At 72.4% G+C, this 12,329-nt stretch carries 7 protein-coding genes; 6 read left to right on the forward strand and 1 reads right to left on the reverse strand.

Translation table 11 applies throughout. From position 1 onward, the window contains the following. Positions 1–268 precede the first annotated feature (268 nt). Genes F9C11_RS31655 through F9C11_RS31680 form a run of 6 tightly spaced genes read left to right on the forward strand, consistent with a single transcriptional unit; the run spans position 269 to position 11,822 of the window. Positions 269–1,663, forward strand: a complete 1,395-nt coding sequence (locus F9C11_RS31655) for an FAD-dependent oxidoreductase (protein ID WP_409181017.1) — start codon at positions 269–271, stop codon at positions 1,661–1,663. After that, complete coding sequence (locus F9C11_RS31660; protein ID WP_409181018.1) at positions 1,663–2,373, forward strand: DUF6875 domain-containing protein; 711 nt, start codon at positions 1,663–1,665, stop codon at positions 2,371–2,373. Before F9C11_RS31655 ends, F9C11_RS31660 begins: the two co-directional genes overlap by 1 nt. Next, the gene (locus tag F9C11_RS31665; RefSeq protein WP_409181019.1) at positions 2,370–5,534 is read left to right on the forward strand and encodes an amino acid adenylation domain-containing protein; all 3,165 of its coding nucleotides are present in this window, start codon (positions 2,370–2,372) and stop codon (positions 5,532–5,534) included. Before F9C11_RS31660 ends, F9C11_RS31665 begins: the two co-directional genes overlap by 4 nt. Next, complete coding sequence (locus tag F9C11_RS31670; RefSeq protein WP_409181020.1) at positions 5,531–9,901, forward strand: non-ribosomal peptide synthetase; 4,371 nt, start codon at positions 5,531–5,533, stop codon at positions 9,899–9,901. The genes F9C11_RS31665 and F9C11_RS31670 overlap by 4 nt, the downstream gene beginning before the upstream one ends. Before the next feature lie 5 nt (positions 9,902–9,906). After that, on the forward strand, positions 9,907–11,238 hold the full coding sequence (locus F9C11_RS31675; RefSeq protein ID WP_409187016.1) for an MFS transporter: 1,332 nt from the start codon (positions 9,907–9,909) through the stop codon (positions 11,236–11,238). Next, positions 11,235–11,822 (forward strand): response regulator transcription factor, encoded by a 588-nt coding sequence (locus F9C11_RS31680; RefSeq protein ID WP_409181021.1) that lies wholly within the window; start codon positions 11,235–11,237, stop codon positions 11,820–11,822. The genes F9C11_RS31675 and F9C11_RS31680 overlap by 4 nt, the downstream gene beginning before the upstream one ends. Positions 11,823–12,100: 278 nt before the next feature. Here F9C11_RS31680 and F9C11_RS31685 read toward each other — a convergent pair whose 3' ends face one another. Beyond that, positions 12,101–12,316 carry a response regulator transcription factor gene (locus F9C11_RS31685; protein ID WP_009077456.1) on the reverse strand — a complete coding sequence of 72 codons (216 nt, stop codon included), beginning with the start codon at positions 12,314–12,316 and terminating at the stop codon, positions 12,101–12,103. Positions 12,317–12,329: the final 13 nt, after the last annotated feature.

Here is a 12,329-nt window from a genome sequence, read left to right on the forward strand (position 1 = left end):
CGAATCGCGCAGGAGGATCGGTGAGCAGCAGCGGACCTGGGCGTTTGCCGCGACCGGGACGGAGGGCGGGCGGTCGATCGGAACGCGCCCGCGAAACGTTACCGAAATGGTCCGGCGACTTTCCGCAGCCGGACGGACACGCTTTGCTCGCGATTAATCGGGAGCGCTTCCGAAGCGCTATTGGCAATACTGCTCCGATCGGCCGAATTGCCCGCCCGGCGGCCCGGGGCCGCTCAACGGAAAAGCACGCCGAACGGCGACGGCACAATTGCCCTCACGCGGGACGGCGGCGGGCGGAATGAGCGGCAGACGGGTTCTGGTGGCCGGGGCCGGGCTGGCCGGTTCGCTCGCCGCGATCCACTTCGCGCAGCTCGGGCACCAGGTGGAGATCCACGAGCGCAGGCCCGATCCGCGCGCGGCCGGCGCGGGCGGCGGCCGGTCGATCAACCTCGGCCTTTCCCAGCGCGGAATCCGGGCGCTGGACCAGGTCGGCCTGCTCGGCCCGGTGCTGGCCGCGGCCGCGCCGATGCGCGGGCGGGTGATCCACCAGCGCGACGGGGAACTGGATTTCCAGCCCTACGGCAGCCACGAGGACCAGATCCTGCGCTCGGTGCTGCGCGACGACCTCAACCGGATCCTGCTCGGCAAAGCGCTGGAATACCCGAACGTCAGCGCCCGCTTCGGCGTCACGCTCACCGACCTCGACCGCGGGTCCGCGACCGCCGAACCCGTGTGCGCTTTCGACAGCGCGAGTGGTCCATACCACGCGTCCGCGGATCTCGTCGTCGGCGCGGACGGCGCGTTCTCGGCCGTGCGCACCCGGCTGCTGCGCGGCCTGCCCGCCGACTTCCGGCAGCGCGTGCTGCCCTGGGGCTACAAGGAGTTCGCGATCGCCGCCGGCCCGTCCGGCGAGATGCGCAGCAGTCCGGACGCGCTGCACGTCTGGCCGGGCGACGACGGGCTGATCGTCGCGCACCCCAATGTCAACGGTTCGCTCACCGCGACCGTGTTCCTCCCGCTGTCCGGCGAACCGAGCTTCGCCTCTCTCACCACCGAAGAATCGGTGCGGGCGCTGTTCGACACCCGGTTCCCGGACGTCCGCCGGCTGGTCCCCGACATCGTCGAGCAGTTCCTCTCGCATCCGACCGGACACCTGGTGACCGTCCGGAGTTCGCCGTGGCAGCACGAGGGCCGCGTGGTGCTGATCGGCGACGCCGCGCACGCCGTCTATCCCTTCTACGGCCAAGGCATGAACTCGGCGCTGGAGGACTGCGCCGTGCTGCGCGAGTGTCTCGCCGACGACGACTGGGCCGAAGCGCTCCGCACCTTCGAACGACGCCGCAAGCCGCACACCGACGTGCTCGCGGACCTGTCCGAGGAGAACTTCGACGAGCTGCGCAGCCGGGTCGCCTCGCCGCTGTTCCTGGCCCGCAAGAAGGCCGACCTGGTGCTCAGCCGCGTCTTCCCGAAGCGCTGGATGCCGCTCTACACCATGGTTTCGCACACCACGATCCCGTACGCGGACGCCCTGCGCCGCGCCCGCCGCCAGCACGCCGCGCTGGCCTGGGGCGGCGGGGCCGCGGCGCTCGCCCTCGCCCTGACCGGCGGCGCGCTCGCCCGCAGGCGGACCGCCGGACCGCACTCGCCTGGAGACCGAAGCTGATGCTCATCCATCCGACCGATCCCGGCCGCGTCCTGGTGGAGCGGCACGACCTCGATCCGCTCGCCCTGCCCGAACGCCTGCTGCGGTACGAAGTCCACCTGCGAGCGATCTTCGACTGGGGCCGCGGCTATCTGTCCGGCCCGCATCCCGACCTCGGCCGCAGCGGCAACGTGTGCCCGTTCGCGCAGCCTTCGCTGGAGCGAGGCCGGTTCTACCTCGCCGTCGAACCCGGCGTCCCGGCCGCCGGCCCTCGGCTGACCGAAACCCTGCACTTCTACCGGGACTGGTTCCTCGAACTCGCGCCGCGCGGGCATCCGGGCGCGCAGCTGACCACGATCCTGCTGCTGTTCCCGGACGCGCCGCCGGACGACCGCTCCGGCGTGATCGACACCGTGCAGCACGCGCTGAAGTCGGAGTACGTCGCCGAAGGCTTGATGATCGGCGAGTTCCACAACGGGCCGCCGGACAAGGGCGGGCTGTGGAACCCGGCGTTCCGGCCGCTGCGCAGCCCGGTGCCGATGCTGGTGGTGCGGCACATGGTGCCGACCGACTATCCGTTCCTGCGCGCCGATCCGGACCAGGCGCGGGCGTACCTGCGGCTGTTCGGCGACCAGGTGCCGGTCCAGCTGCGCGAGCTGGTGGAGCACGACCGGCTCGCCCGCGAACTGGACGAGACCGAGGCCGACCAGGCCGGAATCGGGGCGCCGTGAACGTCTTCCCGTGTTCGCCGGGCCAGGAACGGCTGTGGTTCCTCGACCGGCTCGACCCCGGCTCGCCGGTCTACCACGTGCCCACCGCGCTGCGGCTTTCCGGACCGCTCGACACCGACGCCCTCCGGCGCGCCTTCGCGAGGATCTCGGCCCGGCACGCCGCGCTGCGCACGGTTTTCCGCGAGCGGGACGGCGTTCCGGAGCAGGTCGTCACCGAGAACGGCTTCTCCTTCGCCGTCCGCTCGGTCCGCGAGGACTCCGTCGGGCAGGCGGCGTCGGCGGAGATCCGGACCCCGTTCGACCTGACCGCCGGGCCGCTCGCCCGGGTCCTGCTCCTGCGCGAGGCCGAGGACCGGCACGTTCTGGTCGTCACGCTGCACCACGCGATCGCCGACGGCTGGTCGGTCTCGCTGCTGCTGGACGAACTGGCCGAGAGCTACCGGGCCGAGCTGTCCGGCGCCGAACCGGACCTGCCGCCGCTCCCGATGCAGTACGCGGATTTCGTGCGGTGGCAACGAGACCACCTCGACGGCCCGGAAGGCGCCGAGTTGCTGCGGGAGTGGGCGGACCGGCTGCGCGGCGCGCCGGAACTGATCACCCTGCCGACCGACCGTCCTCGCCCCGCGACCGCGGCTTACGAAGGCGGCATCCACGAGTTCCGGTTCCCGCCCGCGCTCACCGAAGCGGTGCGAAAGCTCGCGGACACCTCCGGGGCCACGGTTTTCATGACCGTGCTGGCCGCCTACCACGCACTGCTCGCCCGGTACAGCGGGCAGGACGACGTCGTGGTCGGGACCGTCGTCGGGCAACGCTCGCAAGTCGACACCGAGCGCCTGATCGGCTTCTTCGTCAACACCGTCCCGGTCCGGATTTCGACCGCCGGCGAGCCGGCCTTCGAGGACCTGCTCCTCGACGTCTGCGATGCGCTGGTCGACGCCCTCGGCGGGGCGGAAATCCCGTTCGAGCGGGTGGTCGAGGCCGTCCGCCCGGAGCGCAGTCTCGGGCATTCGCCGATCTACCAGGTCGGCTTCAACGGGCACAGCGACAGCGCACTGCCTCAGCTGGCCGGGGTGACGGTCGCCGACTTCGCCGGTCCGCACACCGGCACCGCGAAGCTGGACCTGATGCTCGGCGTCCGCGACGAAGGCGACTGCCTGCACGGATACCTCGAGTACCGCACCGATCTGTTCGACGAAGCCACCATCGTCCGCTTCGCCGAGCACCTGTGCACGTTCCTGACCTCCGTCACCGCCGACCCGGCTCAGCGGATCGGCGCAGTCCCCCTGCTGGACGCCGCACAGCGCCGCGCCGCTCTCGACAGCGGTCTCACGCGTCCGCTGCCCGCCGCGGCCACCGCGCTGGACCTGATCGCGCCGCACGTCCGGAACCGCGGTTCGGCCACCGCGATCGCCGGTTCGCTCACCTACCGCGAACTGGACGTCCGGGCGAACCGGCTCGCGCACGCCCTGCGCCGGCGCGGCGTCGGCCCGGACGTGCCGGTGGGGCTGGGGGTACGCCGGTCCGCCGAGATGGTGGTGGCGCTGCTGGCGATCTGGAAGGCCGGCGGCGCGTATGTGCCGCTCGATCCGGAATGGCCGCTGGAACGCCACGCCTACGTCGTCGCCGAGGCCGGCGTCCGGATCGCCGTCGTCGACCGCGAAACCGCCGGCCGGCTGCCCCGGTTCGAGACCGTGCTGGACGTCGGCCTGGACTACGCCGAGCCGGACACCGCGCCAGAAGTAGCGCACGACCCGGCCGATCTCGCGTACCTCATCTACACCTCCGGTTCGACCGGGCGGCCCAAGGGCGTCGCCGTGCCGCACCGCGGCGTGGTCAACCTGCTCACCGGCTTCGCCGACCGGCTCGGCGTGACCGAGAACGACGTCTGGGCGTCGGTCACCACGCTGGCGTTCGACATGTCAGTCCGAGAGCTGCTGATCCCGTTGATCCGCGGCGGCACGGTCGCGGTGATCAGCACCGAGGACTCCGCCGAACCGGTCCTGTTGTCGCGGCGGCTGGCGGACTGCGGCGCGACGATCCTGCAGGCCACACCCACGCGCTGGCGGATGCTGCTGGCCTCCGGCGGGGTGCCCGCGAACGTGCGGGAACGGCTGTGCGGCGGCGAAGCGCTCGATCGCGAACTCGTCGCCGCGCTGTCCGACGGCCGGGTCTGGAACCTTTACGGCCCCACGGAAGTCACGATGATCGTCGCGGCGGGCGCCGTCCGTCCGGACGGTCCGGTGGTGCCGCTGGGCCCGCCGCTGCCGAACACCCGGCTGCACGTGCTCGACGCCGGGCTGAACCCGGTCCCGCCGGGCGTCGCGGGCGAGATCTTCGTCGGCGGCGCGGGGATCACCCGGGGCTACCACAACCGTCCCGGCCTGACCGCCGAACGGTTCGTGCCGGATCCGTTCTCCGCCGGCGGAAGCCGTCTCTACGCCACCGGCGACCTCGCGCGGCGGCGCGCCGACGGGACGCTGGAGTTCCTCGGCCGGACCGATCACCAGGTGAAAATCCGCGGCCTGCGCATCGAACTCGGCGAGATCGAAGCCCGGTTGCGCGCCGAGCCGCGGGTCTCGGACGCCGTCGTGCTGGCCCGCGCGGCCGGTCCGGACGACGTGCGGCTGGTCGCCTATGTCGTCGCGGAAACGGCCGAGTGGGCGCCGCTGCGCGACCGGCTCTCCGAGCAGCTGCCCGCGTACCTGGTCCCGCAGACCGCCGTGTTCCTGTCCGCGCTGCCGCTGACGAAGAACGGCAAGACCGACCGGACCGCGCTGCCGGATCCCGTCTGGGAGTCCCGAGAAACGGAGCGGGTCGCCCCGCGCGACGCCGTCGAACGGGAACTGGCCGGGCTGTGGCGGGAGGTGCTGGGCGTCGAGGAAATCGGGGTGTACGACGATTTCTTCCACCTCGGCGGCCATTCGCTGCTCGCCGCGCGGCTGCTGGCCAAGGTGCGCGAACACTTCCAGTCCGGGGTCGGCCTGCGGACGCTGTTCGCCGCGCGCACGATCGCCGCTTTCGCCGCGGCACTGCGGGCGGCCGAGTCCAGTCCCGGGGCGACCGACGAGATCGCGCTGCTGCGGGAGCGGATCGCCGCGCTGCCCGACGACGAGGTTCTCTCCCTGCTCCAAGCCGATTCCCCACCAGGAGCGCATCGATGACGCAACCCGAGCGAGAGCAGCTGTTCCGGCTGCTGGCCGCGCGCGACGGCCTCGGCGCCGCGACCGGCTCGATCCCCCGCCGGACCGGCGACGCCCCCGTCCCGCTGCTGCCCGCGCAACGGCAGCTGTGGTTCCTGGACCGGCTCGGCGCGCGCGACGGCGTGTACACGATCTCCCAGTCCTGGCGGCTTACCGGCGCGCTCGATGTCGAAGCATTGCGCCGGGCGCTGGCCACGGTGGTCGATCGGCACGAAGCGCTGCGGGCGGGTTTCGCCGAGTCCGACGGTGAACCGGTCCAGGTTCTCGCGCTGCCCGGGACCGCACCGGAACTGTCCTATGTAGACCTGCGAGAGGTGCCGGAGACGGCCGATTCGGTCCTCGCCGCCGAACGGGCCCGGCCGTTCGACCTGAGCCGGCCGCCGCTGGTGCGCGGGCTGCTGGTCGCGCTCGCCGCCGACGTGCACCTGTTCGTGCTGACGCTGCACCACATCGTCGCCGACGCCGCGTCCGTCGGAATCCTGCTGCGCGAAATGTCCGCGCTCTATCCGGCGAACGCGCCTGCTTTGCCCGAGCCGCCCGTGCGCTACGGCGATTACGCGGCCTGGCAAGCGACCCGGCCGCTGGCCGCGGGCGAGCAGTACTGGCGCGAGCAGCTCCACGACGCCCCGGCGTTGCTGGAACTGCCGACCGACCGGCCGCGTCCGCCCGCCGAATCCTTCCGCGGCAACGGCCATTCCTTCCACCTGTCCGCCGACAACCTCTCCGCGTTTTGCCACCGGCACGGCGTCACCGCCAACACCGTGCTGCTGACCGCCTACGTGCTTCTGCTCGCCCGCCACGCCGGTCAGGACGACGTGGTGGTCGGCATGCCGATGCGCGACGAGACCGTGCCGGGGATCGAGCAGTGCGTCGGGATGTTCGCCAACACCGTCGCCGTCCGGACGAAGCTGACCGGCGATCCGACAGTCACTGAGGTGCTGGCACAGGTGCAGGACGCCTGTCTCGGCGCGCTGGAGCATCAGAGCTATCCGTGGGAACGCGTGGCACAGGACCTGCGGCCGGCCCGCGATCTCAGCCACAATCCGGTGTTCCAGGTGATGTTCGTGCTCAACACCGCCGGTGCCGGGCTCGAACTGCCCGGAATCCGCGCGGACTGGCTCGACCTCCCGGTGACCACCGCGCGCTTCGACCTGACCCTGGCGCTGGCCACCACCCCCGACGGAATCGAAGGACGGCTCGACTACGCGACCGACCTGTTCGACGCCGCCACCATCGCCCGCTTCGCCGGCCAGTACGAACACCTGCTGCGGGCCCTCCTCGCCGCGCCGGACGCCCCGGTGTCCACAGTGGACGCACTGTCCGCGGCGGACCGGATCCGGCTGCGCAACGGCGGGCATCCGGCCGCGCCGGTAGTCTCCGATGGCACCCTGGTCACCAGCCTCATCGCCCGGCAGGCCGCGCTGACTCCGGACGCCGTCGCGGTCGAGGACGACAGCCGCCTCACTTACGCAGAACTCGTCTCCCGCGCGCGCCGCATCGCCGGGGCCTTGCACGCTTCCGGAGTCCGGCGCGGCGACGTCGTGGCCCTCGGCCTTCCCGCCGGCCCGGACGCGATCACCGGTCTGTTCGGCGTGCTTCTGGCCGGTGCCGCGTACCTGCCGCTCGATCCCGGCCATCCGCCCGCGCGGCTGGCCGAACTCCTGTCCGACGCCGCTCCCGCCGCCTTGATCACCGACCACGACTTGGCGTTCGACGGCCCGGTCCTGCGCACCGGCAGCATCCCCGAAGCCGGTCCGCCGCCGGAGATCTCGCTGGGGCCGGACGACCTGGCGTACGTCATCTACACCTCTGGCTCGACCGGAGCCGCGAAACCGGTCGCCGTATGCCACGGCGCACTCGCCGAACTGGCCGAATCCTTCCGGAAACTGCACGGATTCGGCCCCGGCGAACGGGTGCTGATGATCCCGCCGCTGACCTTCGACGCCGCCGCGGGCGACATCTTCCCCGCGCTGGTCTCCGGCGCGGCCGTGCTGCCCTGGCGCGACCCGGCGTCGCTCACCGGTCCCGGACTCGTCCAGCTCTGCCGCGAGCGCGGGATCACCATGGTGGACGCTCCGTCCGCGCTCTGGCAGAAGTGGGTTGCCGAACTGGCAACGGAAAACGTCCCGTTCGACTGTCCACTGCGGACGATGATGGTCGGCGGCGAAGCGGTTCCGACCACCGCCGTGCAGACCTGGGCAGCCCTCACCAAAGGCCGCGTCGAACTCCACAACCACTACGGCCCCACCGAAGCGACCGTCTGCGCGACCAGCTACCTCACCTTCGACGCCGGCGAACTCGACGGCCGCGTGCAGCTGCCGATCGGCGATCCGCTCCCCCACGTCCGCGCCTGCGTCGTCGACGACCGGCTGCGTCCGGTGCTCCCCGGAGCGCCCGGCGAACTCTGCCTCGGCGGCGAGGCGCCCGCCCGCGGCTACCGGGACCGGCCCGGCGCCACCGCGGAGAAGTTCGTCCCGGACCCGTTCTCCCCGGCGCCCGGCGCGCGGATGTACCGCACCGGCGACCTCGCCCGGCTCGACGGCGAGGGACGGCTGGAGTTCCTCGGCCGCGTCGACCGGCAGCTGAAAGTCCGCGGCCACCGCATCGAACCGGCCGAGGTCGAAGCGGCCTGCCGGCGCCACCCCGGCGTCCAGGACGTGGTGGTCACCGCTCGAGACGGCCGGCTGGTCGCCTACCTCGTCGGAGCCGTCGACCCGCTGTCCGTCCGCTCCGCCCTCCGCGCCGCGCTGCCCGGCTACCTGGTCCCGGACTCCTTCGCGGTGCTCCCGGCGTTGCCGCTCAACTCCCACGGCAAGGTCGACCACCGCGCGCTGCCCGAACCGGCGGACACCACGACGTCCGCCTTCACCGAGCCCGAGGGCGAGCTGGAGCAACGGCTGGCCGCGATCTGGGCGTCGGTGCTGGACGTGGACCGCATCGGCCGCGACGACGACTTCTTCCTGCGCGGCGGGCATTCCCTGCTGGCCGGGACGCTGATCGCGAAGGTCCGCGCGGAACTGGACGTCGAGGTCCCGGTGCGGACCCTCTTCGAAGCCAGCACCCTCGCCGCCTTCGCCGACGCCGTCCGCGCCCCCGGCCACCGCGACGACGACCGTCTCGCCGAGGTGCTCGCGGACGCCGTGCTGCCCGCCGACCTCGATCCGCGGTGCACGCCCGCACAGGCCGAGGCCGCGATCCAGCGCGCGATGGCCCCGCGGATCGCCCTGCTCACCGGAGCGTCCGGCTTCCTGGGCCCGCATCTGCTCGCCGACCTGCTGCGGCACAGCGACGTCGTGGTGCGCTGCCTGGTCCGGGCAGCCGGCGCCGCCGAGGGCGCCGCCCGGATCGAACAGGTGCTGCGCGACCACCTCTTGTGGGACGACAGCTTCCGCTCCCGGATCATCGCCGTCCCGGGCGACCTCGGCAGCCCTCGGCTGGGTTTGTCCGCCGCGGAACTGGACGCGGTCGCCGCGGACCTCGACGTCATCTTCCATTGCGGCGGCGAAGCGAATTTCCTGCGCCCGTACGCCCAGCTGCGCCCCGGCAACGTCCTCGGTACGGTCGAACTGCTCCGGCTGGCCTGCCGGGGCGGCGGAATCCCGGTGCACCTGGTGTCGTCGCTGGGCGTCTACCCGCTGGACCGCGACGCGGTGATCACCGAGGACGTCCCGCCCGACGATCCGGCCGGGCTGGACCGCGGCTACGAACTGAGCAAATGGGCCGCCGACCGGCTGGCCCGGGCCGCGCGCGAACGCGGCCTGCCGGTGACCGTGCACCGTCCGGCGCGGGTGACCGGGCACAGCAAGACCGGCATCGGCCCGCTCGGCGACCGGTTCGCGAACCTGCTGCGCTGCCTGGCGCTGCTCGGGTCCGCGCCGGAGGAGGACTTCGCCATCGAGGAGGACATGGCCCCGGTCGACCACGTGGCCGCCGCCATCGGGCACCTTTCGCGGCGGCGCACCGGCTACGGCTGCGATTTCCACTTCCACAACCAGCGGACGATGCGGTTCGGAGAGGTCGTCGCCGGGCTGCGCGAGTTCGGCTACCCGATCGAGGCGGTCCCGTTCGGGGACTGGCACGCCGCGCTGGCCGCGGCCGCCGCGGAAACGGCGGACCCGGCGCTGAGCGCGATCACGGCGATGATCGAACGGACGTCGCCGCCCCGGCGGACGGTGTTCGACTGCTCGCACACCGAGGTGGTGGTCGCGGCCGGCGGGCTGGTCTGCCCGGCGGCGGATCGCGTTCTGCTGCAACGGTATCTCGCGCATTACGTCCGCATCGGGCACCTGCCCGCCCCGGCCGCCGCCACCCGGAAGGAGCACCGTTGACCACGATGGGAACGCGGGGATTCGTCCTCCTCTGGTCGGCCCAGCTGGTCTCGATCGTCGGTTCCGCGCTGACCGGGTTCGTGCTCGGCGTCTGGACCTACGAGCGGTCCGGTTCGGCCACCCAGTTCGCGCTGATCATGCTGTCCGGCGCGATCCCGGCGCTGGTGATCGCGCCGTTCGCGGGCGCGCTGGCCGACCGGTGGCACCGCCGCCGGATCCTCGTCGCCGCGGACTGCGTCGCGCTCGCCTCGGTCGGGGTGCTCGCGTTGCTGATCAACGCGGACCAGTTGCAGACCTGGCACGTCTACGTGGTGACCGCGCTGACCGCGATGTGCGGGACCCTGCAGCAGGTCACGTTCAGCGCGATGATCCCGCTGCTGGTGCCGAAACAGCACCTCAGCCGGGCGAACGGGCTGTCGCAGGTGGTGTTCAGCGCGCAAATCGCCGCCCCCGTCGTCGCCGGGACGCTGCTGGCGTTCACCGGATTGCGCGGAGTGGTGCTGATCGACCTGGTGACGTTCGCCGCGTCGCTGCTGGTCGTCTTGCTGGTCCCGCTGCCGCGCGCCGCCGTGCGCACCGCCGCACCGGAACCGGGCGGACCGTCGATCTGGCGGCAAGTTCCGGCCGGCTGGGCGGAACTGCGGCGCCGTCCCGGGCTGACCGGACTGCTCGGCGTGCTGGCCGGGTTCTACTTCTGCTTCGGCATCGCCGGAACGCTCGTGCGGCCGCTGGTGCTGTCCTTCGCCAGCCCGGCCGGACTCGGCTTCCAGGTGTTCGCGGGCGGCTGCGGGCTGTTCGCCGGAAGCCTGGTGATGGGCGTCTGGGGCGGGCCGAAGAAGCGGATGCGCGGGATCGCGGCGTTCATGGCGTTCGGCGGGGTCGCGCTGGCGCTCCACTCGCTGGCCCCGTCGCTGGCGCTGGTGATCGCGATCGGGCCGTTCTTCCTGTGCACCCTGCCGGTGATCACCGGGACCGCGCAGACCGTGCTGCAGAGCAAGGTCGACCCGGCCAACCTCGGCAAGGTCATGGCCACCTCGCGGGCCGTGTCGCAGGCCGCGAGCCCAGTCGCCTACCTCGTCGCCGGCCCGCTCGCCGACGGCGTGTTCGAACCGCTTTTGCGCCCCGGCGGCGCGCTGGCCGGTTCGGTCGGGCAGCTGATCGGCACCGGCCCCGGCCGCGGCATGGCGCTGATGTTCCTGCTCGCCGGGCTGCTTCTCGTCGTGCTGGGCGCACTGGCCGCGCGGCCGTCGCTGCGGCGCGTGGAGGACCTGCCGGACCTGCTCGAAGAACCGGAACCCGTCGCGGTGGCGGCGAGCCGAGAGGAGAACGGGAAATGACCACCCTCGAACGGACCGTCCCGGTGCGCGTGCTCGCCGCCGACCCGTTCCTGCGCGCCGGACTGGAAAGCGCGCTCTACGGCTGCGCGGAATTCACCGGGGACGACGGCGGGGTCGCCGTGCTGGCGGTCGACGAGGTCGACGACGCGGCCGTCGAGGCGATCCGGACCGCCAAGGAGCGCAACGCCGCGGTGCTGCTGGTGACCGGCAGGGTCGACGCGGCCCGGGCCGCACGCGCGATCGAGGCGGGCGCCTGCGGAGTGCTGCGGCGGGAACAGGCCTGCGAACAAACGCTGGTCTCCGCCGTCCGCGCGGCGGCGACCGGCCACGGCACCATGCCGCCGGACTTGCTGAGCGACCTCTTCGAAGCCCGGCGACCGGCACCGGCCGCGCCCACGCTGGACGCCCGAGAACGCGACGTGCTGCGGATGGTCGCGGACGGCCACGAGACCGCCGAAATCGCTTCCGCACTGGCCTATTCGGCACGCACGGTGACGACGATCGTGCACGACATTACGCACCGGCTGCGGTTGCGGAATCGGGCGCACGCGGTTGCGTTCGCCTTGCGGCAGGGGCTTATTTAGGGGTGGTTGCGCCCCGCCTGCGCGCCGGAGGAACTTGGCGTTGCTACGGCGGGGCGCGTTTCTCAACGCGGCAGCGGCGAGACGTTCTCCAGGAACTGCGCTCCGCCGTCTGGGCGGAGACCACCCAGACGAGACCTTTCACGCTCGGCTAAACCAAACCGCTCCCCACCGCCTGCGCGCCGACGGAACTCGGCGCGGCCGGGAGGGCGCGTCTCCCGCCGCGCCGCCCGAAAGACTCACCGAAACCACGACGCCCAGCCGAGACCTTTCGCACTGGGCTAGATCAAGCCGTTCCGCACCGCGTAAGCCGCGGCGTGTGCGCGGTTGCGGACTCCCAGCCGGGCCATCAGGTCGTACAGCGCGTTCTTCACCGTGTGCTCCGACCAGCCGAGTTCGGCCGCGATCTCGCTGTTGCTGTACCCCTCGGCGACGAGCCGGAGCACCCGCAGCTCGCGTTCGCCGAGCTGCGGCCGGTACGCCGCCTCGCCGTCCACCCGGCCAGTGTAG

Source organism: Amycolatopsis sp. VS8301801F10 (assembly GCF_046195355.1).
In the GTDB taxonomy this organism is placed as follows: Bacteria; Actinomycetota; Actinomycetes; order Mycobacteriales; family Pseudonocardiaceae; genus Amycolatopsis.

Coding starts and splice junctions, on each gene's coding strand:
- F9C11_RS31660 (WP_409181018.1), top strand. CDS start 1,663: ATGCTCATCCATCCGACCGATCCCGGCCGCGTCCTGGTGGAGCGGCAC.
- F9C11_RS31670 (WP_409181020.1), top strand. CDS start 5,531: ATGACGCAACCCGAGCGAGAGCAGCTGTTCCGGCTGCTGGCCGCGCGC.
- F9C11_RS31675 (WP_409187016.1), top strand. CDS start 9,907: ATGGGAACGCGGGGATTCGTCCTCCTCTGGTCGGCCCAGCTGGTCTCG.
- F9C11_RS31680 (WP_409181021.1), top strand. CDS start 11,235: ATGACCACCCTCGAACGGACCGTCCCGGTGCGCGTGCTCGCCGCCGAC.